Below are 21,784 nucleotides of genomic sequence, written 5' to 3'. Positions count from 1 at the left end.
CCGGAAGACCGGGGAGGAGGAAAGAGGCAATCAGTCGTTCAACGAGACGAGTAACGAGTAAGCGTAGGAGTAAAGCGTAATGGCAACATTGGCATCGCAGGCCCTCACCCTCGCCGAATGGGCGACCCGGCTCGATCCCGGCGGCAAGCCCGCCACCGTGGTCGAGCTGCTCGGCCAGACCAACGAGATGCTGACCGACATGCTGTGGATGGAGTGCAACGACGGCGCCGGCCACAAGACCACGGTGCGTACCGGCCTGCCGCAGGCCACCTGGCGCCTGCTGAATTACGGCGTGCAGAAGTCCAAGAGCACGACGGTACAGATCCGCGATTCGACCGGCATGCTGGAGGCCTATTCCGAGGTCGACAGGACGCTCGCCGACCTTTCCGGCGACGTCGCCCAGTTCCGCCTCGGCGAGGACATGTCCTACGTCGAATCGCTCAACCAGGGCATGCAGGACTCCGTCATCTACGGCGACACGGCGAGCAACCCGGAGCGCTTCACCGGGCTGGCGCCACGCTTCAACACGATCGCCGATGCGCCGAACGGCGGCAACATCGTCGATTCAGGCGGCACGTCGAACACCAACACGTCGGTCTGGCTGATCGGCTGGGGTCAGAACACCTGCCACGGGCTGTTTCCCAAAGGCAGCAAGGCGGGCCTGCAGCAGCGCGACCTCGGCGAGGTGACGCTCCACGACGCCAACGGCAATCCGTACCAGGGCTACCGCACGCACTTCAAATGGGATTGCGGTCTCAGCGTGCGCGACTGGCGCCATGTCGTGCGCATCGCCAACATCGACGTGACCGCGGGCTCGGTGACGATCGCCAACCTGGTCAACATGCTGGTCAAGGCGGTCAACAAGCTGCCGTCTATCTCGGCCGCCGGCAACAGCCCGCCGCCGGGCGGCACCAGGCCGGGCCAGATCAACACGGCCTTCTACTGCAACCGCACGGTGCGCGCCGCGCTCGACATCCAGGCGATGGCGAAGAGCAACGCGCTGCTCACCCTCGAGACGCGGGACTCCAAGCCCTACACCGCGTTCCGCGGCATCCCCCTCCGCATCTGCGACCAGCTCAGGAACGACGAGGCCCGGGTCGTTTGATCCCACCCTTCTTCAACTCCAGGAGTCTTCAATGCTCATCGACAGACAGAACCAGCTCTCCGATGCCCAGGCCGTCACTTCGACGGGCAGCACGCCGAGTGCCAACGTCATCGATCTCGGCGTCGCGCGCGACGTCGGCGGCGCGGCCACCGGGCGGCTCATGCTGCTCTGCGAGGTCGTGACGCCCTTCACCTCGGGCGGCTCGGCGACCTTGCGGGTGCAGGTCCAGACCTCGCCCGACAATGCGGCCTGGACGACGCTCGTGCAGTCCGACGACGTGCCCGTCGCCGCGCTGGTGCAGGGCCGGCGCTTCCTGCCCGGCGCCCTGCCGGGCCCCACGTCGCGCTACGTCAGGCTGAACTACGTGGTCGGCACCGCGGCGATGACCGCGGGCGCGCTGACCGCCGCGCTCGTGCCGTCGCTCGACGTCCACGCCGCCTACCCGCGCGCCTACGCGGCCTGACCACTCCTCCCCTCGTCATACGAGGGGAGGTGCCCCGCAGGGGCGGAGGGGTCATGACCCCTCCGTCGCCTCGCGGCGACACCTCCCCAGCGGAGCTGGGGAGGAGAAGAGGACCCCATGACCACCCTCACCGACATCTGCAACGCCGCGCTCTCCCATTGCGGCACGCGCTCCAAGATCGAATCGCTCGACGAGGAGTCGGCCGAAGCCGGCGCCTGCCTCACGCATCTCGCCTTCGTGCGCGATGCGGGCTTGCGCGCGTTCGACTGGAACTTCGCGCGGCTCACGGCGGCGCTCGAGCCGCTCGCCGGTCCGCCGGCGCGCTGGGCCTGGAAGTACGCCCTGCCGTCCGACTGCCTGCATCTGCGGCGGCTGACCGAGGGTGGCTGGGAGCTGGCGGCCGATCGCGAGTCCGGGGGCGCGGCGATCGCGGTCGTGCTGAGCGACGCCTCGCCCGCCAGCGCCATCTACACCGCGCGGATCGAGGATCCGGCGCTGTGGGATCCCGGCTTCGTCGATGCGGTCGCCTACGGCCTCGCGTCGCGCATCTGCTACGAGCTCACCGGCCGGGAAGATCGCATGCGCGCGCTGCACCAGCTCTGGCAGGCCGGCCTCCAGCAGGCGGCGGCGCAGGCCGCCAACGAAGCCTCCCGCCCCGGAGCGACGCGATGATCGCCTTCATCCGGTGGCGCTCATGGTCTCCTCCCCATTCCGATGGGGAGGTGTCGCGGTCACACCGCGACGGAGGGGTCATGGACCACGAGGCGCTTCGAGTCACGACCCCTCCGTCGGCGAAGACGCCGACACCTCCCCGGAAGACCGGGGAGGACAAGGAAGCGGGTGTCGACGCCTTGATTCTTTCTGCGCTGTGCGGGCTCCCGCGCTCTCGCTTCGCTGCGAGCGCCGCCGCCCTACGGCGTCAAGCCGCGCCGCGCCAGCTCGCCCGCCACCTGTGGATCGATCGCCAGCGCCGCGGCGATGTCGGCGTCGCCCGCCGCGACGTTGCCCGCCAGCCGGTGCGCCATGCCGCGCCCGTACAGGGCAACGGCCATTTTCGGATCGAGCCGCAGCGCCGCGTCGAAATCGGCGATGGCTTGCGGCAAGCGCCGCTGCTTCGTGTAGGCGATGCCGCGGTTGTTGAAGGCGTTGGCTTGGTTCGGGTCGAGCCGGATCGCCTGGCCGTAGTCCTGGATCGCGCGGTCCACCTCGCCCTTCCGTTCATAGGCGGCGCCGCGGTTGTTGAAGGCGTTGGCATGGTTCGGGTTGAGCCGGATCGCCTGGTTGTAGTCCTGGATGGCGCGGTCAAACTGGCCCTTGCCGGAATAGGCGGTGCCGCGGTTGTTGAAGGCGCCGGCATGGTTCGGGTTGAGCCGAATGGCCTGGTCGAAGTCCTGGATCGCGCGGTCCGCCTCGCCCTTGCGGTTGTAGGCGGTGCCGCGGTTGTAGAAGGCGCTGGCATAGTTCGGGTTGAGCCGAATGGCCTGGTCGTAGTCCTGGATCGCACGGTCCGCCTCGCCCTTGCGGTTGTAGGCGATGCCGCGGTTGTAGAAGGCCAAGGCATCGTTCGGGTTGAGTCGAATGGCCTGGTCGAAGTCCGGGATGGCGCGGTCCATCTCGCCTTTGCGGCCATAGGCGATGCCGCGGTTGTGGAAGGCCGTCGCCATGTTCGCCGCGGTCTCGCGGCCGGACTGGATGAGGGCCGTGCAGCCGCCGATCTGGAGATCGGGCGTGAACGCGTTGTCCTTGTTCGCGCACTGCTCCCAGTGCTGCGCACTGTCCTGCGCCGCGGCGGGCGCAGCGGCCATCGCCAGCGCCAGCACGGCACCTGTTGCCATCCCTCTCATGAAGCCTCCCCCCGCCGCGCCCCATCCCCCTGCGGCGCGGCAGCGAGCTTCGCAGGACGGCCGCGCAGGGGTCAAGGCCGCCCGGAGAACGTCGCATGACGACGTTCTCCGTCATCCAGCCCTCTTTCGCGGCCGGCGAGCTGTCGCCGTTCCTGCATGGCCGCGTCGACCTCGCGAAGTTCCAGATCGGCGCGCGCACGATGCTGAACATGTTCGTGCATCCGCACGGCGGCGCCTCGAACCGGCCGGGCACGCGCTACATCGGCGACGTCGACGACCACGCGGTGCGCCACCGGCTGATCCCGTTCCGCTTCCGCAGCTCGCCGGCCGGCCAGACCTACGTGCTGGTGCTCGGGCACCAGACGATGCAGGTCGTCAAGGCCCCCTTGGATGCCCTCGGGGCGGGCTCCGGCTTCGTCGAGAGCGCGCCGGGCACGATCTTCACCCTGGCCACACCCTGGGCGGCGGCCGACCTGCCGCGGCTCAAGTTCGTGCAGAGCGCCGACACCATGACGCTCACCCACCCGTCCTACCGGCCGCGCCGGCTCACCCGCACCGGCCACGCGGCGTGGACGCTGGCGGCGATCGAGTTCCGGCCGCAGACCCCGACGCCCGCGGGCCTCGCGGCCAGCGCGGGCGGCGGCGCCGCATCGGTCAAGGTGACGGCGATCGACGACGCTTCGGGCGAGGAGAGCCTGCCGACCCAGGCGGTCGGCCATGCCAGCGGCGGCGCCGGCAGCTGGTCGTGGAGTGCCGTGCCCGGTTGCTCGACCTACAACGTCTACAAGGGCAAGGGCTCGGTGTTCGGCTTCGTCGCCCAGGTGCAGGCCACGGGCTGGACCGATTCCAACCTCGATCCCGACATCGGCACGACGCCGCCGGGCCAGCGCACGCCGTTCGGCGGCGCGCCGATCTCGTCCGTCACCATCGGCAACGGCGGAGCGGGCTACGTCGCGCCGTCGCTCACGATCCAGGATCCCACCGGCAGCGGCGCCCAGCTCGCCGCGACGGTGAACGGCTCGGGCACGATCACCGCCGTGTCGGTGGTCGATCCGGGCCACGACTACACCAGCCCGAATATCCTGATCGCCGATTCGGGCGGCAGCCCGTCGGGCGCGTCGTTCACCATCAACTGGGCGGTCGGCGGCCAGACCGTGCTGGGCTACGACGAGCACGGCAACCCGACCACCATCGACTGGTACTACCCGGCCTCCGTGACGGTGAACTCGGGCGGCAGCGGCTACGGCGCCGGCACGCAGTTCTACACGCTCTACTACGGCCACGCGAACTACGGCGGCATGCAGTTCTCGGTGTCGATCGGCGGCGGCGGCGCCATCTCGGGCGTGACGGTCGTCGATCCCGGGACCGGGCAGTTCAGCGCCTGGGCCGGCGGCTTCCCGACGCCGCAGCTCGCCGCCGTCGGCTCGGGCGGCAGCGGCGCCGTGCTGACGGCCACTCTCAACGAGGCGATGCGCGAGAATCCCGGCTGCTCGACCTACTACCAGCAGCGCCAGGTCTATGCCGGCTCGCTCAACCGGCCGCAGACGGCGTGGTTCTCGGCGGTCGGCGGCTTCAGCAACATGAACGTCAGCACGCCGACGCGCGACGACGACGCGATCACCCGCACCCTGGTCAGCCGCGAGGTCAACGAGATCAGGCACATGGTGCCGGGCAGCTCGCTGCTGCTCATGACCTCGGGCGCCGAATGGCGCTGCTGGCCGGGCCCGTCCTCGCCCGGCCTGACGCCGGCCGCCTGCGTGACCCTGCCGCAATCCGCCTATGGAAGCAGCCACGTGCCGCCGATCGTCGCCGGCGGCTCGGTGCTGTTCGTGCAGGAGCGCGGCAGCAGGGTGCGCGAGCTCCGCTTCGACGTGCTGCAGGACCAGTACCAGGCGACCGACATGAGCGTGCTCGCCCAGCACCTGCTGCACGACACGACGGCCGAGCACGCGATCGAGGAATGGGCCTTCGCCGAGGAACCGTTCCGCATCGTCTGGGCGGTGCGCTCCGACGGCGTGCTGCTCGGCTTCACCTTCATGCGTGAGCACGAGGTGTTCGCCTGGCACCGCCATGTCACGGAAGGCGCGGTGGAAAGCGTGTGCTCGATTCCCGAGCCGGAAGGCGGCGCGCTGCTCGACGCGGTCTACCTGATCGTGCGGCGCACGATCGGTGGCCAGACACGCCGCTATGTCGAGCGCCTGGCGCCGCGCAGCTTCGCCACCCTCGCCGACGCCTGGTTCGTCGATTGCGGGCTGAAGTACGAGGGCGCGCCGGCCAGCACGATCTCCGGCCTCGACCATCTCGAGGGCGAAACGGTGGCGATCCTGGCCGACGGCGAGGTGTTGCCGCCGGCGACCGTCAGCGGCGGCGCCGTCACGCTCGGCACGGCCTGCAGCAAGGCGATCGTCGGCCTGCCCTACACCGCCGACCTCGAGACATTGAACCTCGAGCTGCCGACCCAGTCCGGCACGGCGCAGGGCCGGATGAAGAAGATCTCGCGCGTGACGCTGCGGCTCAAGGACTCGTGCCGGATCCGCGTCGGTTCGGACGAGGGCGCGCTGCAGGAGACGAAGCCGCCCGGCCCGCAGCCCTTCACCGGCGACGTGGCCGTGACCATCCCGAGCGACTGGAACACCGCGGGCCGCGTCTTCGTGCGGCAGGACGAGCCGCTGCCCTGCACGATCCTCGATCTCATCCCGGAGGTGACCCTTGGCCGGTAGCATCTCAGCAAAGGTCCCTCGCTGCGCTCGGGATGACACGAGATTGCGCCACGCCAATGATGTCATCCCGAGCGAAGCGAGGGACCTTTCCTCTTCGTGCCGGCACATTCGCATCGTCCCCGCCACCCTCGATCACGCGCGGGCGATCACGCTGCGCGACGGCGATGCCGCCGAGATCGCGGCGCTCGGGCTCGGCAAGGAGCAGGCGCTGCGTGCCTCGATCGAGCGGGCGGTGTGGGCCGAGACCTACCTGGTCGATGGCGCGCCGGCGGCCATCGTCGGGCTCGGCCGCAGCAGCCTGGTCGGCGGCTACGGCGTGCCGTGGCTGCTGACCGGGCCGGCCTGCGAGCGCCATCGCAAGACCTTCCTGCGCGAGAGCCGCCGGCAGGTGGCGCGCATGCTCGAAGAGGCGGCGCCGCTCGTCAATTTCGTCCATGCCGACTATCGCCGCGCGCTGCGCTGGATGGGTTGGCTCGGCTTCGCCATCGAGGCGCCGATCCGCCTGAACGGCGCTCTGTTCCATCGTTGCATGAAGGAGGGTTGAACAATGGGCGCCGCGGTTCCCGTCATCTCGATCGCCAGCACCTTGATCGGCACCGGCCTCGGCATCGCCAGCCAGTCGCAACAGGCCAACGCCCGGGCGGCCGAGGCCAACTACAGGGCCGAGGTCGCGCGCCGCCAGCAGGAGATCGCCGAGCGCAACGCCCGGCTGGTCGAGCAACGGGGCGCGGTCGAGCTCGACCGCTCGCGCCTCGAGACCGCCTCGCTGATGGGCTCCCAGCGCGCCCGGCTCGCCGCCCAGGGCGGCGACGTCAACTCGGGCACGGCGCTGGACATCCTGGGCGACACGGCGCGCGCTGGCGCCTTCGATGCGCGGACCATCCGCAGCAACACCGACTGGAACGCCTGGCGCCATCGCCTGCAGGCGGACGACGCCCTGTCCTCGGCGAGCGCCCATCGCGTGCAGGCCGCCAACGCGCTCGCCGGCCTGCCCTACGGCATCGGCTCCTCGCTGCTCGGCGGCGCCTCGAGCCTCGCCACGAAGTGGGACCGCTTCAGGCACTTGCTGGAGTAGGCGGGGGAATGTCTCGTCCGGAGCCGGCATTGGTCGCAGCGCGGGCGTCCGCTCCCGGAGAGAAGGAATGCACGGACGCCCGCCAAGGCTCGCGCTGGCTACAGCCAGCCTTGGGGCCGTTCTTGCGGGGGGCAAGAGGAACGGCCGCTGCGTATGATTCGTCGGTGCGAGGCTACAGGGCGGCGAGCAGCGGAGTCCTGTGACCATCGCGGGAACACTGCGCGGATTCGTACACAGGCCCCCGTTGCCTGATTTTTTACAATGGTGTACGAATTTGGCAGGGAAAGCAGGAAACCATGGCACCTTCGGACAATGCACGACGCCTCAAGACCGTTCGCGCGCGGGCCATCGGCCTGCGCGAGCTCGCCCGCTGCATCGGCTGGGAGCCCAGCCGCTACCAGTACTACGAGGACCAGTACAAGAAGACCTTCCTGCCGCGCGACCTGATCGAGCGCATCAAGCCCCATGTCGTGGGCCGTGGCATGCCGGCGGTGACCGCCGCCGAGCTCGACTCCCTGGCGGGCTATCCCGGCAGCGGCGGCGACGAGGCGGCGGCCGCCGTCGGCTCGACCCGCCTGTTCCACGAGCCGATGCGCGACGTCCGGCCCGACATTCCGGTGTGGGCGAGCGCCGAGGCCGGCACGGAGGGCGCCATGGTGCTGACCTCCGAGCCGATCGACTACATCCGCCGCTCCGAGCGCATGCTCGGCGTGCGCAACCCCTTCGCCTTCTACGTCATCGGCACCAGCATGAGCCCGGCCGTCGAGCACGGCGACCAGGTGGTGATCCATCCCGGCATGCCGGTCCAGCCGGGGCGCGACTGCGTCTTCATCCACGAGAACGAGGAAGGCACCCAGCTCGCCCTGGTGAAGCGGCTGATCCGCGCGACGGCCGACCATTGGCGGGTCCGGCAGTTCAATCCGCCCAAGGACTTCGACCTGCCCAAGAAGCGCTGGGCCAAGGCGCTGATGATCACCGAGAAACGGGTCGGCTGACCCGCCCGCGCCTCGGGCGCGCCGGCTATGCGGGACAGGTGATTTCCCCGCCCGGCGGTCTGTCGTACACTTGGACTGAAGGCGCCCGACGTCTCGGCGCCCAAGGGGAACAGACCTTGTCCAACCTGGCGATCTCGCCAGCGTCCGCTTCCAAACGGGAGGGGAAGCCGCCCCTGCGTTGGCTCGGCCGGACGTGGCTCGCCGGCATCAGCCGGAGGCAGCGTGCGCTCGCCGCCGCCGCCGCCCTGCTCGGGCTCGTTTGCATCGCCGCGGGAGTCCACACCCTCGTGACGTCGCAGCACCTGGCCGACGTCGAGCGCGACCGCGTCCAGGAGGCCCGGGTCATCGTCCTGGAGCGCGCCACCTACCGCCTGCTGCGTGCCGCCCTCGAGCCGGCGCCGCGCGCCCGGGTGGCCGCGACATGGCGGGATCTGCGCGAGGCGCTGCCCGGGATCTGCCCGACGATCGACCAGAGCGTGCCCGGCATCGTCGCGCTCGATCGCGCCTGTGCCGCCGGCAGCGACCTGGGGTCGAGGGTCGAGGCCGCCGTCGCCGCCTACGATCCGCCGCGCGCATCGTTCGATCCGGTCGTCCTGCGCGAGCTGATGGTGCTGCACAACGCCGTCGTCGGCTGGCGCGAGCTCGCCTTCGAGCGTGCCAACCTCCTCGAGGATCGCCTGGTGCGCGACTACGACAACGCGATGATCGTGCTCGCCGCCTCGACGACCGGCTTCACCGCCGTGGCGCTCGCCCTGCTGGCGCTGTTCGGGCGCGCCTCGATCCGCCAGACGCACAAGGCCGAGGAAGCCGCCGCCGCCGCCGCCGCCGCCCGCGAATCGCGCGACCTGCTCCAGGAGGTGGTGGACGGCCTGCCCGGCGGGGTCGTCGTCTACGACAGGGACGAGCGCCTGATGCTGGCCAACGCGCTGGCCGGCGAGGTCACGCCGATGCTCAACCGGCCCGAGGTGCGCGGCTGGACCTACGAGCAGATCGTGCGCGCCGCCACCGAGGCGCCCGAGGCGTCGGCGATGAACGTGTCGCCGGCCGACGTTCCGGCCTGGGTGGCGCGCTTCCGCAACGACACACCCTACGCCCATCGCTTCGCCGACGGACGATGGTTCGAATGGTCGGGACGAACGACGCCGAGCGGCAAGAAGGTGGGGCTGCGGGTCGAGGTGACGCGCGCCAAGGAGCAGGAGCAGCTGCTCGAGGCGGCGCGCGAGCGCTACCGGCTGCTGGTCGAATCGCTGTCGGACATGGTCTATGCGCTCGATGTCCAGGGCCGCTTTCTCTATGCCAGCCCGGCCGCCGCCACCCTGCTCGGCGTGCCGCCTTCATTGCTGCTGGGGCGCAGCTACTTCGACTTCGTCCCGGACGAGGACCGCGAGGCGTCGAAGGAGGAGGGCCGCCTCTTCTATCGCAACGCCGGTACCGAGACCATCGAGCGGACCCTGCGCATTCGCTCCGTGCAGGGCGAGGTGCGCCAGGTCGAGGTGCGCTACCGCCGGCCGGCGCGGCGCGAGAGCGACGGCGCGGTGCTGATCGGCATCATGCGCGACGTCAGCCGCGAGCTCGAGCTGACCCAGCGCCTCGCCCAGGAGCGCGAACGGCTGCGCTCCATCGTCGATTCGAGCGGCGTGCTGATCCTGATGGTCGACCGCGACCTCAAGGTCGAGATGGCCAACAAGGAATTCTGGCGGGCCCGCGGGCGGGTGGCCGAAGAATGGATCGGCCGGCCGCTGGCCGAGCTGATGGATTTCTCGTTCGACCGCGAGACCTACGAACGCTGGTGTGCCGGCCCACTCGGCGAGGAGCAGGCCCAGCCGCTGCGCTACAGCAAGTCGTACACCCATCCGGGCGGGCGCCGGCGGGTCATCAACATCACGGCGACGCCGGTCCTCGACGAGCAGCGGCGCATGCAGCAGATCGTGTTCGTCGCCATCGACGACACCGAGCGTCGCGACGCCGAACAGGCGCTGTTCGACGCCGACCGCCTGGCGACGCTCGGCGAGATGGCGGCGACGGTGGCGCACGAGCTGCGCCAGCCGCTGCAGGTCATCGCGCTCGCCTGCGGCGCGGCCCTCGACGAGCTGCAGGACCCGGACTACGTCGCCCAGAAGCTGACCCGCATCGACAACCAGGTCGAGCGCGCCAACCGCATCATCGAGGATCTGCGGCTCTACGCCCGCGGCACGAGCGGCGAAGGCATGGTCGTGTTCGATGTCGCGACATCGATCCGAGCCGCCGTCGACCTCACGGCGGGTCGCCTGCGCCGCGTCAACACCAGGGTCGGTCTCGAACTGCCGCCCGGCCTGGCGCGGGTGCGCGGCCATCCCGCGCGGCTCGAGCAGGTGCTGGTCAATCTCATCAACAATGCCTGCGATGCCGGCGGTCACGCCCTCTTCCTGTCGGCCGGTCTCGAGACGCGGGACGACCGGCGATTCGTACGCATCGTGCTCACCGACGACGGTCCGGGCATCCCCGACCAGGTCCTGCCGCGCCTGTTCACCAGCTTCGTCACGACCAAGACGAGCGGCAAGGGCACCGGCCTCGGCCTGCGCATCTGCCGCCGTCTCGTCGAGGAGATGGGCGGCACCATCGCCGGCGCCAACCGTCCCGAGGGCGGCGCCGCCTTCACGGTGCTTCTCCCGGCCGCGGCCGATCGCTGAAATCCACAGCTTGTATAAATTGAATTGACAAAATAATACATTTTAGTACAACGGCGGCGTGAACGACCCTGGTTTCCGCCGGCCGGCCGGCCGCGATCATCTCAGGCGCGCCGTGGGCCTCGATCTTCCGCCCGGTTCGCGGGCCTGGTTGCTTGCCCTTTGCGAGGCGGAACTGCGCTGGGCGGCCCACGATTGGCGACAAGGCCATCCCGAGACGGGCTCCACCCCGACATGGGGCACGCCAATCGACGAGGCTTCGCGGCTGCCGCATGAAGCCGCCGCAGCGACCGTGCTCAACCTGAACGGCAAGCGCGCCGCCGTCATGGCGGCCCTCGAGGCGGTCGACACCGACAGTTCGGTGGCGTGGGCGGCCGCGCGACGCCGCGAACTGGACAGGCTCGACACGCTCATCGAGCGAAGCGCGGCGCGCTATCATGCGCTGCGGGCCATCGTCGACTGGCCCGTTGCCGACTGTGCGACCACGCTGGCGCATGCGGCCTGACGACGGCGGACACAAACATGACACCGGTCCCGGATGGCCGACGTGGCTACCTTGAGTCCGGGGCCCCGCGTCGGTAACGTCGCCGGCCGGGGGAGCCGTCGTGCAACGGGGAGCGTTCGCCCATGGCCAGATACACGCCCGAGGAGAAGGCGGAAGTTCACAAGGCCTTCGAATCGATTCTCGACCAACTCGAGGCCCTGCAGCGCGAACCCGACAGCTGGGAGGAAAGCCATCTGGTGCACGCCCTGTCCTACATGGAATCGGGCGTCTACGGCCGGGCGCAGCAGGCGCTCGCCGACTGCGTCGTGCCGAGCGCCGAGCGTTCGACCTGGCGGGCCACCCAACTCGAGCGCAATCCGCGTCGCTACAGGGTCGAGCGCCTGCGCCAGCGCATCGAGCAGCTCAAGGCGGAAAATCGCCAAAGATAGACGGCCGCCATCGGAACTTCCGCCGCCGTTCGCCGTTATCGACCCGGTTGGGGGAGACCTCCGAAGTGGCTCTTAGCGGCGTACGCGTTCTCGTCGTCGAGGACGAAGCCCTCATCATGCTCGCCATCGAGGACATGCTGGCCGCGTTGGGCTGCGAGGTCACCAGCGCGTCGCGTGTCGAAACGGCCCTCGTGCCGGCGCGCGACGTCGGCCTCGATGTCGCCCTGCTCGACGTGAATGTCGGCGGCCAACGGGTCTTTCCGGTCGCCGATGCGCTGGAACGACGCGGCGTGCCGTTCGTGTTCGCCACGGGCTACGGCCAGGCGACCCTGCCGGAGCGCTTCCGCGACCGCCCCTCGATCGCCAAGCCCTTTACCGCCGGCGACCTCGAAGAGGCGCTCGGCCGGGCGCTGGCGCGGCTCGCGCCCTGATGCCGCGTCCCCCGATTCAGCGGCGCGGCGCGCGCTCGTGGCCAGCAACGCGACACCTGATGTTCCTGTCGGCGATCGTCGCCGTGCCGCTGCTGGCGCTGCTCGGCGTGCTGCTCGAACGCTGGGCAACCCAGGAGCGCCAGCGTCTGGAACGCACGATCGTTCACGAAGGAGAGCGGATCGCGGCGGCGATCGATCGCGACATCGAACGGCGGGTGACCCTGCTGCAGGCCCTGTCGACGTCGCTGCCGCTCGCCCTCGGGGACTGGGCGGCCTTCTATGCGCAAGCCAAGGCGAGCGTACCGAACCACTACATCATTCTGCGCGACGCCGACGGCCGCGTCCTCGTCAACACCTACGTGCCGTTCGGCGCCGAACCCCAGCGCACCATCGACATGGCGACGATCGACACCATGCGCCGGACGCTCGGCCCGGTGGTGTCCGGCATTTTCGTGAGCCAGGTGGTGAAGGAGCCGGTCTACAACATTTCCATCCCGATCCTGCACGAGGGCCGGTTGACCTATGTCCTCAGCCTCGGCCTGCTGCCGACCGAAGTGCTGCGCCTGCTCGAAGACCAGAAGCTCGAGCCGGGCTGGATGGCGACGGTCTGGGACCAGAACGGCACCATCGTCGCCCGATCGCATGCACGTCCCGATGCGGCCGGGGCAACGGTGCCGCAGGACTGGCGCAGCCAGCCTCGCAGACAGGTCGTCGAGACCGAGGACCTCGATGGCCGGAAGGTGCTCGCGATCGTCGATCGGACGGGCCTGGCCGGCTGGTCCGTCCGTGTCACCTTGCCCGCCGAAATCGTCGACCGGCGAATCTACCGCTCGCTCACCGTATGGGCGGCATCGGCGGCGTCGGTCGTCATCCTGACCGCGCTCGCCGCCCTGATGTTCGGGCATCGCTTCGCCCGGCCGCTCGCCGCGACCGCGCGCGCCGCGGCGCGGCTCGGACGCGGCGAGCCCGTCGAGTTGAGCGACACGCCGGTGCTCGAGGTCAACGAGGTCAATCGCGCGCTGCGCGAAGCCGCCGGCGAGCTCGAGCGACGGGCGGCAGCGCTGCGGCAAAGCGAGGAGGTGCTGGGCACTGCCGCGGAGGCCGCCCAGTTCGGTGCCCATCGATACGACGTCGCCAACGATCGGGTCGTGCGGTCACCCCAGATCCGCCGCATCCTCGGCGCCGACCCGTCCCAGGATCGCGACTTCGAATCGGCGCTGGATTTCGTGCATCCCGACGACCGCGACGAGGTCCGCCGGCGCAAGCGGCAGATACTGCAGGCCGAGAGCCGCTATCAGCTCACCTACCGCATCCGCCGCCCCGACGGCGAGGTGCGATGGGTGATGGATCGCGGGCAGGTCGAACGCGATCCGTCGGGACAGGCCGTCCGCGTGATCGGCGTGCTGGTCGACGTCAGCGAGCTCAAGGAAGCGGAGTTGCGGCAACGCCTGCTGTTCGACGAGCTCAATCACCGCGTCAAGAATACCCTCGCCATCGTGCAGGCCCTGGCCCAGCAGACGCTCGCCAGCAAGCCGGAGCCCAAGGCCTTTGCCGCCGCCTTCGGCGATCGCATCGCCGCCCTGGCGCGCGCCCACGATCTTCTCACCGAGGGGGCGTGGCTCGGTGCCTCGCTCGACGGCATCCTGACGGCGGTGCTGAAGCCGTTCGCCGACCGGGCCGGCAGGATCGAGGCCATCGGCCCATCCGTCGACATCCCGAGCAACGCCACGATCGCGCTCGCGCTCACCTTCCACGAGCTGGCGACCAACGCCGCCAAGCATGGTGCGCTCTCCACCGCGGCGGGAACCCTGCGCATCGACTGGACGGTGGATCGCCTCGACAAGGCGTCGGCGGTCGACCTCACCTGGCAGGAGCGCGGCGGTCCCGCCATCGCGCCTCCCGCGGGTCGCGGCTTCGGCACGCGCCTCCTGACGGCCACGGCGCGCCAGATCGACGGAACCATCGACCTCGACTTCGCACGAGACGGCTTGCGTTGCCGGCTGCAGTTCCGTGTGTCGTCGATGCCGGCTGCTACCTGAGACGGTATTCGATCACCGACCCGTCGGAGGCGACGAAGCGGGTCCTGACCCAACGGCCGGCACGATCGAACCATTGTTCCTTGTCGATGTCGCCGCTGTAGCGGTAGCGCGTGGCCTCGATCGGGCCGAGCGGACCCGGGATGGCTTCTTCGCCCAGACTCTCGACATGCACCCGGGCCAACGTGCCGAGCTGCGAGTTCAGGAGGGCGGTCTGCCCGACCTGGCGGATGTTCCAGTGGGTGGTGGGGACCAGCGTTGCGGGAAGCGAGATCGGCGACGTGCCGGCGTTCGCGTGCCAGACCTGGAGAGCGCCGTCGACCCGCGCGGCTCGTACCTCGTGACGCGACCCGTTGTCGTCGGTTGTCGTGACGAGCGACAGCAGACCTTCCGGTGTCCACACCTCCTCGGCGCGATGGACATAGCGATAGAGCGTGAAGCCGAGCAGGCTCACGCGCAGATCGATCGAGGTCGTGGCTTTCAATCGGCCGCCTTCGCGCTCGAAATTCACGACGTGACTGCCGATCTCGCTGCCATTGCGGAAGGCCGCAAAGCGCAGGGTGGTGCCGTCGGCCGTGGCGTCGGGCGCCGCCGCCCCTGCAGGGCAGCCGATGACCAGCGCGGCCGCGACGATGATGAGGAATCTCGTCGGTGCGGACATGTCGGTTCTACGTGCGGCGGCGACGACGGATCACCGCTCGCGCGACGGCGCGTGATCCGATGCGCCGTTGCAGCGTAGAAGACGGCATGACGCTTTTCGCCGCGCCGCCACCCCCTCCCGTCCCGGCCGATGCACCGCCGCTCGTCCTTGAGACTTTCTTTCAAGGCCGGACGATCGGCCGAGGTCATTTCACCAACGCCTGGACCGGCGCCCGCCGCGCCTTCGAAGTGACCATGGAGGGGAGTTGGGACGGCAGGACGCTGACACTTGTCGAGGAGTTCGCTTTCGTCGATGGAGAGCGGGATCGCAAGACCTGGCGTCTGCGCCGGACCGGAGAGGGTTCTTTCGTGGGCACGCGCGACGACATGGTGGGCGAGGCACGCGGCTGGATGGACGGCAATATCGTCCGGCTCGAATACAAGCTGCGCATTGGCGGCTGGACGGTCACCTTCTTCGACGCGCTTGGACTGGCTGCCGACGGCACGGTCCGCAACGACACCGAGGTCGGGAAGTGGGGTATGAAGATTGGCCGTCTCCATATGACGGTGCGCAGCCTGGGACGGCCAACAGATTAATTGCAATAATAATGCAAATATTGGAGCTGTCTCGCCAGGACATAAATCGACGGGTTGTAGTCCGCTCGTAAGGTCAGCCGGAAAAGTGTATGAGAGTGCCGCACGGGGTTTGGGGCCTCGCTTTATCGACAAATGCGACATTTCGTGACCGGCGTCCTGATGCTGGCTTTCGGCCTGCTTTTCACCGCGACCTTGTCGGCGGTGATTCAGCGCGCCGCCACGCGACCGCCGCCAGCGCATCCGTTCGACGTCTTTGCCGATTCGCAAAACCGTCCCCAACCGGCCGCAAATTCCGGCACCGAGCAGGCGCTCGATTGCCGGCCCGATGCACCTTCTTTTCGCCTGGGCTCCCCCTTTCGGCAGCGCTCGCTCCGCGATCCCGAACCGATGATCGTCCCCGGCCCGCCTACGATCGATCCGGCACCCTCCCGCCGCTCTCTCTGAACGGCGGCCGCGCGACGCGGCACCGCCCATCGTCGATCTGCCGACGCACATCGTCGATCGTCAGCGCGGGTGGCGATGGAAACGGGGGCAGCGGGACCGGCGGATCGAGTACGCGTGCGATCCGGTCGGCCGCCTGGTCGAAGTAGCCAAATCGCAGGAAGATCAACGCCGCACCCAGGCAATGTCTTTCCCAAGGGCTGAGCTGATGGTCGTCCGGGCCGTATGTCGCGATCAGTTCGGCCAGCGCCCGCTGGATGCCCCTCTTCTTGACTTCGACGCACCGCGGCCCTGCCGGGGTCGGCAGCGCCTCCACGACGACTGTCATAACCTCCTCCCGCGGCAAGGGCGATGCCCCAAGCTCTACTCCAAATCGTCCGGTATGAGCCGATCAACGCCCGGAAGAGGGCGTCGGTTGCTCCCCCGTCACTCGACTTGCCCGTCCCCCGGCTACCGCATGGCCGCCAGCGTGCGGCGCAATTTGTCGCGCAGCACCTGCGCACATTCGCAAGCCCGCGACTCGAGGCCGTCGCGGTCGAGGACCGTGATGCGGCCGCGGCCGTAGCGGACCAGGCCGGCGCCCTGCAGTTCCTGGAGGATCAGGCTGACGGTCGGCCGACGCAGCGCCAGCATCTGCGCCAGGAACTCGTGCGTGAGCTCGACGTGCCGGCCGTCGATGCGATCGTGCACCTGAAGAATCCAGCGGCACAGCCTTTGCGGCGCCTGATGCAGGGCATTGCAGGCCGCGGTCTGCTGCATCTGGGCGATCGACAGTTCCGATGCGAGCAGGACGAGGCGGCGCACGGCGGCGCTTCGCTCGAAGACCTCGCGGAAATCCTCGACCCGCACACGCCATACGCAACCGGCGATCTGCATGACCGCCCGCACGTTCGCGCGATGCGCACCAAGTGCCGACAGGGCGCCGAACACGGCTTCCTTCCCGAGCGTCGCGTTCTCGACGGCACGGCCGTCCCGCATGGTCGTGACGAGCGAGATCATGCCGCTCTCGACGAACAGCACGTGTCCGATCGGCGCGCCGTTCTCACACAGCACGTCACCCTGTCCGATCTCGACCAGCCGCAGATGCGGCCGCAGCTCGGCGAAGTCACGCGCCGGCAACGCCGCGAGGAATGCGTTGGAGGGTCTGATCGTCGTGCTGTCGTTCACCGCGGCTTTCCCTGTGATCTTCCTGCCGCAGTCGACGTCCGGCGAGCCTCGGGCGCTGGGCCAAGGCGCGCAATCTAGGGCTCGGATGGAGGACCGGTCGGTTCTCTACCGAACACTGCGGCGGACATCGACAACGAGAGGCGCCCGCGGCCGTTGCCTGGCCACAACGTTGCCACGCTCCGGCAACTCGCGGCCCGGCGGTGTCGTTGTCAGGGCTCCTCAACCATCAAGCAAGAAGGGGTCTGACATGCTCAAACATCTGGCCATCGCCGCCGCCATGACCTGCGGCTCCATCGCCGTCTACGCCCAGACCGGGCAGACGACCGCGCCGCCGCAGGCCGGGGCGACTGCATCTGCCGTCGGCGCCGCCGACGCCGGCAAGCTGATCGGTCGAAACATCCAGAACGCACAGAACGAGACGATCGGCGAGATCAAGTCGGTGTTCATCGGGCCGGACGGCAAGGTCGACTCGGTGATGGTCGGCGTCGGGGGCTTCCTCGGCCTCGGCGAGCGCGAGGTGCGCCTGGCGTGGAACGACCTTCGCATCGAGGACGGCGGCCGCAAGGTGTCCGTCGACATGTCCAAGGACCAACTCAAGGGCATGCCCGAGTACAAGTATCGGGACGCGTCGATGCGCGGCAGCGTCTTCACCGACAAGGGGCCGTATCGTGCCGATGCAACCGATCGCGCCAAGGTCTCGACGGGCGACTTCAACGCCCAGGGGTCCGTCTCCGCGGCGGCGTTGATCGGCGCCGACGTCAAGAACAAGGCCGGCGACAAGGTCGGCGACGTCGAGGACGTCTATCTCGACAAGTCCGGCAGGATCGATACGGTCGTCGTCTCGGTGGGCGGCTTCCTGGGGGTCGGTGCCAAGAACGTCGCCGTCAAATGGAATGAAATCCAGCTCGGCCGGGACGGCAACGACGTGACGCTGTCCACCGACTGGACGAAGGACTCGCTGAAGGCGATGCCGGACTACAAGTATGAGCGTCGCGAGCAGGCGCAGAGCCGGTAGGGGGCGGAAAGCCGCCCCAGGCGGAGGGCGCGCCGCGACAGCGCGCCCTCCTCTCACTGCGACGCTGGCTGCGCGGCCGGTTTCGGGCGTTCCTCGGACAGCAGCCTGCCAGTGTCTGGATTTACCAGGTGCAGCCCGCCGCATGCCACGCACGGCTGGGCGATGTAGTAGGGCGTGGGTTCGGGGGCACTTGAACTGACGCCTTGGAGGCTTGCCGTCGTGACCGGGCAACGGAAGATGAATCTACGCATAACCGGAATTTGGTCTGGCGCGACCGGCGGCGCCTTGATCTGCAGCAACCGATTCCGGCGCCGTCAGGGGCGCGGCGGCAGGGTGAAGCCTTGGTCGAGCAGCTTGCGCTCCAGCACCGGAATCGACGTTACAGCGTCGCCGGCCCGGCACTGCTCGACGGCAAGCTGCCCTTCGATGTCGGTGCGCTGCGCCAACTGGCGCGGCCCCAGATCCCAGGGGCCGACGTAGCGCACATAGAGATCGACCAGCGTCCCGCAATACTCGAGATCGGCCCTGGCGGGAACCCGGGCGTGCTCGCAGGCGGCGGCGGAGAACAGGACTAAGGTGGCCACGGTACCAGCCGCGAGGAATCTGAACCGCATGCGCGCCGCTACCGTACAACGGGGCGATGCGCAAGCACATTGCCCTGTCGTTGTTCATGCTCCTCGTGGTCGGCGGTGGCCTCGCGATCGGTGCCCTCACCCGCCCCGACGACTGGTATCGCGCGCTGGCCAAACCGCCGTTCAATCCACCGGACTGGGTATTCGCACCCGTCTGGACGGCGCTCTATGCCGCCATCGCCGTCGCCGGATGGCGGACGTGGCGCCGTGGCCGTGACCGCGCCGGCATGGCGTTGTGGTGGGGACAGCTCGCGCTCAACTTCGCGTGGACGCCCCTCTTCTTCGGCGCCCACCGGATCGACCTCGCGCTCGCAACCATCGTCGTGCTGCTGGCCACCATTCTCGGCTTCATCGCCTGGACGGCGGCACGAGACCGGATCTCGGCGCTGCTCTTCGTTCCCTACGCCGTTTGGGTGGGGTTCGCCACGATCCTCACGACTGCCCTGTTCGCCCGCAATTCCTGAGGCCGGATCAGTGCATCTGCTTCAGCCGGTCGAGCCAGGCACGCGCCTCGTGTTGCTCCCGAAACGCCCTGACGTGCCGTGCCGGTCCGATGCTCGAGATGAACAACCCGGCTTGCCGATGGACCCGATCGCCCTGCGCAACGACGGCGATCGGGCCGGCCGGTCCACCGCGCGCCTTGACGATGTCGGCGAGCATCAGCACCCGGTCGTCCGCGAACTCCGTCGCCAGCCCGGTCACGTCGAAGAGCTTGCGATAGCCCTGTGCGCCGTCGCGGTCGATGGCGGCGAGCAGATCGAGCATCTCCTGGGCCACGACCTCGCCCTTGGCGACGGCGATCACCAGGCGCAGCGGGTGCGAGACGGACCATTGCAGCGGCATCTATTCTCCCCTCGCCCCACTCTAGCGCGAAGCGAGACGCGCGACAGACCGAACCGTACGCTGGCAAACCGAAATCGGATTTCTCTAGGGACTGACGGCCGTGTCGACCGAGCCGGTGTCGCGGCGCAGCCTGTCGAGCAGGACGCGCGTGACGCGGCCTTCGCCCACCTCACCGCGAGCGCCTTCGTATCGCCTGATGGCGGCCTGCGTGCGGGGCCCCGCCACGCCGTCGAGGGGACCGGGATCGAAGGCCAGCTCGAGCAACCGCACCTGGATTTCCAGGATCTCGAACGAGTCGAGCTCGGGCGCCGCCAGAGCCGTCAGCGCCTCCGGCGGCGGCTCGATAGTGGTCGGCGGATCCGGGAGCGGCTCCTCGATTCCGTCCGGCTTTCGCAGGAAGTGCGGCGGGAGCGAGGTGTAGATGATCACCGGCGACAGCTCCGCCGAGGAGTATGTCGCGGCCGGCGGCGACATCCCCTGCGTCGGCTGGAATTGGAAGACGTGGATGGCGCTCGCAGCCGCCGCGGCGCCGCCCACGAATGTCGCGAGCATGACGACGATGCGGCCGACCGGACGCCTGATTGAACGCATGCTGGTTGTGTCCCTTCACGCCCGAGGCGTCCCCTACACGTCGACTATGGCACGGTCGCCCCGACTCCCGTCGTGACCAAGATGCGACTTGGACGCCACGGTCGCCCCACCGTCAGCATGGGCAAGGTGCCGGCCTCCCGCTAGGATCGCGCCCGTCTCGATGGAGGGAGGATTGCCATGAAGATCGGAGTTTTCGCCACGTTCATGTCGCCGCTGGCGACGCCGAAGATGATTGCCGATTTCGGCCGGCGCGCCGAGAACATGGGCCTCGAGTCCATCTGGATGGGCGAACACGTGGCGTTGTTCGACAGGAACACCTACGGCTATCCCGGCTCCAAGGACGGCCGCATCCCCGTACCGCCAGGCGGCGGCATGCTCGACGTCACGGCGACCTTCGGGTTCCTCGCCTCGGCCACCAAGACGCTGCGCTTCGGCACCGGCGTCGCCCTCGTGCCGCAGCGCAACCCGATCTACACCGCCAAGGAGATGTGCACGCTGGATTGGCTCTCCGACGGCCGGCTCGATTTCGGCATTGGCGTCGGCTGGAACAAGGAAGAGGTCGAGGCCTGTGGCTACAAGTGGGAGGATCGCGGGGCGCGCTGCGACGAATTCCTCGAGGTCATGCGCCGCCTGTGGACCGAGCCCGTCGTCGACTTCAAGGGCAAGTGGGTGCAGTTCGAGACGATGCGCCTCGATCCCAAGCCGATCCAGAAGCCCCACATTCCGATCGTGGTCGGCGGTTACGCCGACGCCGCCTTCCGGCGCGCCGTGCAATTCGGTGCCGGCTGGTACGGCTTCAACCTCGACCCCGAGCGCACCAAGGGCATGCTGGCCAAGCTCGATGCGGCCTTCGCCAAGGCCGGCAAGAAGCGGCCGGCGGACTACCAGATCGTCGTCACGCCGCCGATGTCGATGGCGATGGACGCCATGAAGGGCTATGCCGACATCGGCGTGCACCGGGTCATCGTCAATCTCGGTGGCCAGAAGCCCGAGCAGGTCGACAAGCGCCTGACGGACATCGATGGCCTGGTGAAGATGGCTGCGTGAAGCCGAAGACCATGGTCCGCTTCCTTTGCACCGTCCTCGCCCTGTTGCTGTGCGCGACGCCTTCTTCGGCACAGCCTCCTTCCATCGCACCACCGACGCTGCACATCGACATTCCCGTCGACCTCGAACAGGCCAAGGTTCTCCTCAACATGGACCATTTGGTCTACGAGGGCGCCACTCCGACGGGACTCGGCTACATGAAGCGCATGGTGGCGGAGTTCACCGCCAGCAAGGCCCGCTGGCAGATGATCGCCATCTTTCATGGACCCGCGGGCTACATGCTGCTGAACGACGCGGCCTACGACCGCGAACGCAGGACGAGTGGCGGCAATCCCTACCGCCCGCTGATTGCCGAGTTGCAGAAGGCCGGCGTTCGCTTCGAGGAGTGCGGCTTCACTGCGCACGTCCATCACTGGGGCAACGTCGACCTCCTGCCCGGGGTGAAGGTCAACAGCGGCGCCAACTTCCGCATCGTGCAACTGGCGCAGGAGGGATTCGTCGTACTGCAGCCGTGATCGCTTGACGCAGCGGCCGCCCGTAGGCA

At 68.9% G+C, this 21,784-nt stretch carries 25 protein-coding genes; 18 read left to right on the top strand and 7 right to left on the bottom strand.

Features of this window, described 5'->3' with window-relative positions:
• The first annotated feature begins 79 nt into the window (after positions 1-79).
• The 3 genes from KIT25_06355 to KIT25_06345 all read left to right on the top strand — a co-directional run bounded on the left by KIT25_06355 (position 80) and on the right by KIT25_06345 (position 2,240).
• A complete protein-coding gene (locus KIT25_06355) occupies positions 80-1,105 on the top strand; it encodes a hypothetical protein (protein UYN96550.1) in 1,026 nt (341 codons plus the stop codon).
• Positions 1,106-1,136: 31 nt separating this feature from the next.
• Positions 1,137-1,568 carry a hypothetical protein gene (locus KIT25_06350; protein UYN96549.1) on the top strand — a complete coding sequence of 144 codons (432 nt, stop codon included), beginning with the start codon at positions 1,137-1,139 and terminating at the stop codon, positions 1,566-1,568.
• A 117-nt stretch (positions 1,569-1,685) separates the two neighbouring features.
• Positions 1,686-2,240: a hypothetical protein gene (locus tag KIT25_06345; GenBank protein UYN96548.1), complete on the top strand. Its 555-nt coding sequence runs from the start codon at positions 1,686-1,688 to the stop codon at positions 2,238-2,240.
• Positions 2,241-2,479: 239 nt separating this feature from the next.
• Here KIT25_06345 and KIT25_06340 read toward each other — a convergent pair whose 3' ends face one another.
• Positions 2,480-3,412 carry a tetratricopeptide repeat protein gene (locus KIT25_06340; protein UYN96547.1) on the bottom strand — a complete coding sequence of 311 codons (933 nt, stop codon included), beginning with the start codon at positions 3,410-3,412 and terminating at the stop codon, positions 2,480-2,482.
• A gap of 95 nt (positions 3,413-3,507) precedes the next feature.
• Between KIT25_06340 and KIT25_06335 the strand changes: the two genes are divergently transcribed.
• From KIT25_06335 to KIT25_06295, 9 genes are all read left to right on the top strand, one after another.
• The gene (locus KIT25_06335; GenBank protein UYN96546.1) at positions 3,508-6,132 is read left to right on the top strand and encodes a hypothetical protein; all 2,625 of its coding nucleotides are present in this window, start codon (positions 3,508-3,510) and stop codon (positions 6,130-6,132) included.
• 43 nt (positions 6,133-6,175) lie between these two features.
• A complete protein-coding gene (locus KIT25_06330) occupies positions 6,176-6,676 on the top strand; it encodes a hypothetical protein (GenBank protein ID UYN96545.1) in 501 nt (166 codons plus the stop codon).
• Between the two features lie 3 nt (positions 6,677-6,679).
• On the top strand, positions 6,680-7,207 hold the full coding sequence (locus KIT25_06325; protein UYN96544.1) for a hypothetical protein: 528 nt from the start codon (positions 6,680-6,682) through the stop codon (positions 7,205-7,207).
• A 296-nt stretch (positions 7,208-7,503) separates the two neighbouring features.
• Complete coding sequence (locus tag KIT25_06320; GenBank protein ID UYN96543.1) at positions 7,504-8,202, top strand: S24 family peptidase; 699 nt, start codon at positions 7,504-7,506, stop codon at positions 8,200-8,202.
• A 116-nt stretch (positions 8,203-8,318) separates the two neighbouring features.
• Positions 8,319-10,871 (top strand): PAS domain S-box protein, encoded by a 2,553-nt coding sequence (locus KIT25_06315; GenBank protein UYN96542.1) that lies wholly within the window; start codon positions 8,319-8,321, stop codon positions 10,869-10,871.
• 58 nt (positions 10,872-10,929) lie between these two features.
• The gene (locus KIT25_06310) at positions 10,930-11,373 is read left to right on the top strand and encodes a hypothetical protein (GenBank protein UYN96541.1); all 444 of its coding nucleotides are present in this window, start codon (positions 10,930-10,932) and stop codon (positions 11,371-11,373) included.
• Between the two features lie 122 nt (positions 11,374-11,495).
• Positions 11,496-11,801, top strand: a complete 306-nt coding sequence (locus tag KIT25_06305; protein UYN96540.1) for a hypothetical protein — start codon at positions 11,496-11,498, stop codon at positions 11,799-11,801.
• A 47-nt stretch (positions 11,802-11,848) separates the two neighbouring features.
• On the top strand, positions 11,849-12,232 hold the full coding sequence (locus tag KIT25_06300) for a response regulator (GenBank protein UYN96539.1): 384 nt from the start codon (positions 11,849-11,851) through the stop codon (positions 12,230-12,232).
• Positions 12,232-14,271, top strand: a complete 2,040-nt coding sequence (locus tag KIT25_06295) for a PAS domain-containing protein (GenBank protein UYN96538.1) — start codon at positions 12,232-12,234, stop codon at positions 14,269-14,271. The genes KIT25_06300 and KIT25_06295 overlap by 1 nt, the downstream gene beginning before the upstream one ends.
• On the opposite strand, the gene KIT25_06290 is transcribed toward KIT25_06295, so the two are convergent.
• Positions 14,264-14,929, bottom strand: a complete 666-nt coding sequence (locus KIT25_06290; GenBank protein UYN96537.1) for a hypothetical protein — start codon at positions 14,927-14,929, stop codon at positions 14,264-14,266. The two genes, KIT25_06295 and KIT25_06290, sit on opposite strands and share 8 nt — an antisense overlap.
• An 86-nt stretch (positions 14,930-15,015) precedes the next feature.
• On the opposite strand from KIT25_06290, the gene KIT25_06285 reads away from it, so the two are divergent.
• Positions 15,016-15,504, top strand: coding sequence for a DUF3833 family protein (locus tag KIT25_06285; protein ID UYN96536.1), 489 nt, complete (start codon positions 15,016-15,018; stop codon positions 15,502-15,504).
• Between the two features lie 144 nt (positions 15,505-15,648).
• Positions 15,649-15,948 carry a hypothetical protein gene (locus tag KIT25_06280; GenBank protein UYN96535.1) on the top strand — a complete coding sequence of 100 codons (300 nt, stop codon included), beginning with the start codon at positions 15,649-15,651 and terminating at the stop codon, positions 15,946-15,948.
• On the opposite strand, the gene KIT25_06275 is transcribed toward KIT25_06280, so the two are convergent.
• Together KIT25_06275 and KIT25_06270 are read right to left on the bottom strand one after the other, a co-directional pair.
• A complete protein-coding gene (locus KIT25_06275) occupies positions 15,911-16,261 on the bottom strand; it encodes a hypothetical protein (GenBank protein ID UYN96534.1) in 351 nt (116 codons plus the stop codon). The two genes, KIT25_06280 and KIT25_06275, sit on opposite strands and share 38 nt — an antisense overlap.
• A gap of 134 nt (positions 16,262-16,395) precedes the next feature.
• Positions 16,396-17,112: a Crp/Fnr family transcriptional regulator gene (locus KIT25_06270; GenBank protein ID UYN96533.1), complete on the bottom strand. Its 717-nt coding sequence runs from the start codon at positions 17,110-17,112 to the stop codon at positions 16,396-16,398.
• A 247-nt stretch (positions 17,113-17,359) separates the two neighbouring features.
• Here KIT25_06270 and KIT25_06265 point away from each other — a divergent pair, with 247 nt between their 5' ends.
• Positions 17,360-18,127, top strand: coding sequence for a PRC-barrel domain-containing protein (locus KIT25_06265; protein ID UYN96532.1), 768 nt, complete (start codon positions 17,360-17,362; stop codon positions 18,125-18,127).
• A 314-nt stretch (positions 18,128-18,441) separates the two neighbouring features.
• Here the strand turns inward: KIT25_06265 and KIT25_06260 are convergent, their stop codons facing one another.
• Positions 18,442-18,741, bottom strand: a complete 300-nt coding sequence (locus tag KIT25_06260) for a hypothetical protein (GenBank protein ID UYN96531.1) — start codon at positions 18,739-18,741, stop codon at positions 18,442-18,444.
• Positions 18,742-18,797: 56 nt separating this feature from the next.
• Here KIT25_06260 and KIT25_06255 point away from each other — a divergent pair, with 56 nt between their 5' ends.
• Entirely contained in the window at positions 18,798-19,223 is a 426-nt protein-coding gene (locus tag KIT25_06255; protein ID UYN97847.1) for a tryptophan-rich sensory protein, read from the top strand.
• 7 nt (positions 19,224-19,230) lie between these two features.
• On the opposite strand, the gene KIT25_06250 is transcribed toward KIT25_06255, so the two are convergent.
• Both KIT25_06250 and KIT25_06245 read right to left on the bottom strand, forming a co-directional pair.
• Complete coding sequence (locus KIT25_06250; GenBank protein UYN96530.1) at positions 19,231-19,602, bottom strand: hypothetical protein; 372 nt, start codon at positions 19,600-19,602, stop codon at positions 19,231-19,233.
• Positions 19,603-19,686: 84 nt separating this feature from the next.
• Positions 19,687-20,193 (bottom strand): peptidoglycan-binding protein, encoded by a 507-nt coding sequence (locus tag KIT25_06245; GenBank protein ID UYN96529.1) that lies wholly within the window; start codon positions 20,191-20,193, stop codon positions 19,687-19,689.
• A 177-nt stretch (positions 20,194-20,370) separates the two neighbouring features.
• Between KIT25_06245 and KIT25_06240 the strand changes: the two genes are divergently transcribed.
• Entirely contained in the window at positions 20,371-21,240 is an 870-nt protein-coding gene (locus KIT25_06240) for an LLM class F420-dependent oxidoreductase (GenBank protein ID UYN96528.1), read from the top strand.
• Positions 21,237-21,755: a DsrE family protein gene (locus tag KIT25_06235; GenBank protein ID UYN96527.1), complete on the top strand. Its 519-nt coding sequence runs from the start codon at positions 21,237-21,239 to the stop codon at positions 21,753-21,755. Before KIT25_06240 ends, KIT25_06235 begins: the two co-directional genes overlap by 4 nt.
• Positions 21,756-21,784: the final 29 nt, after the last annotated feature.

This window comes from Enhydrobacter sp. (assembly GCA_025808875.1).
GTDB lineage: Bacteria > Pseudomonadota > Alphaproteobacteria > Reyranellales > Reyranellaceae > Reyranella.
The sequence above is the reverse complement of the archived record's forward strand: the minus strand, read 5'-3'. Positions and strand labels throughout refer to the sequence as shown.

Excerpts from the sequence above, each read along its gene's own strand:
- KIT25_06290 (UYN96537.1), bottom strand. The coding sequence starts at position 14,929 with ATGTCCGCACCGACGAGATTCCTCATCATCGTCGCGGCCGCGCTGGTC.
- KIT25_06255 (UYN97847.1), top strand. The coding sequence starts at position 18,798 with ATGCTCCTCGTGGTCGGCGGTGGCCTCGCGATCGGTGCCCTCACCCGC.
- KIT25_06285 (UYN96536.1), top strand. The coding sequence starts at position 15,016 with ATGACGCTTTTCGCCGCGCCGCCACCCCCTCCCGTCCCGGCCGATGCA.
- KIT25_06305 (UYN96540.1), top strand. The coding sequence starts at position 11,496 with ATGGCCAGATACACGCCCGAGGAGAAGGCGGAAGTTCACAAGGCCTTC.
- KIT25_06335 (UYN96546.1), top strand. The coding sequence starts at position 3,508 with ATGACGACGTTCTCCGTCATCCAGCCCTCTTTCGCGGCCGGCGAGCTG.
- KIT25_06245 (UYN96529.1), bottom strand. The coding sequence starts at position 20,193 with ATGCGTTCAATCAGGCGTCCGGTCGGCCGCATCGTCGTCATGCTCGCG.
- KIT25_06350 (UYN96549.1), top strand. The coding sequence starts at position 1,137 with ATGCTCATCGACAGACAGAACCAGCTCTCCGATGCCCAGGCCGTCACT.
- KIT25_06295 (UYN96538.1), top strand. The coding sequence starts at position 12,232 with ATGCCGCGTCCCCCGATTCAGCGGCGCGGCGCGCGCTCGTGGCCAGCA.
- KIT25_06325 (UYN96544.1), top strand. The coding sequence starts at position 6,680 with ATGGGCGCCGCGGTTCCCGTCATCTCGATCGCCAGCACCTTGATCGGC.
- KIT25_06260 (UYN96531.1), bottom strand. The coding sequence starts at position 18,741 with ATGCGGTTCAGATTCCTCGCGGCTGGTACCGTGGCCACCTTAGTCCTG.
- KIT25_06340 (UYN96547.1), bottom strand. The coding sequence starts at position 3,412 with ATGAGAGGGATGGCAACAGGTGCCGTGCTGGCGCTGGCGATGGCCGCT.
- KIT25_06250 (UYN96530.1), bottom strand. The coding sequence starts at position 19,602 with ATGCCGCTGCAATGGTCCGTCTCGCACCCGCTGCGCCTGGTGATCGCC.
- KIT25_06320 (UYN96543.1), top strand. The coding sequence starts at position 7,504 with ATGGCACCTTCGGACAATGCACGACGCCTCAAGACCGTTCGCGCGCGG.
- KIT25_06240 (UYN96528.1), top strand. The coding sequence starts at position 20,371 with ATGAAGATCGGAGTTTTCGCCACGTTCATGTCGCCGCTGGCGACGCCG.
- KIT25_06355 (UYN96550.1), top strand. The coding sequence starts at position 80 with ATGGCAACATTGGCATCGCAGGCCCTCACCCTCGCCGAATGGGCGACC.
- KIT25_06265 (UYN96532.1), top strand. The coding sequence starts at position 17,360 with ATGCTCAAACATCTGGCCATCGCCGCCGCCATGACCTGCGGCTCCATC.
- KIT25_06345 (UYN96548.1), top strand. The coding sequence starts at position 1,686 with ATGACCACCCTCACCGACATCTGCAACGCCGCGCTCTCCCATTGCGGC.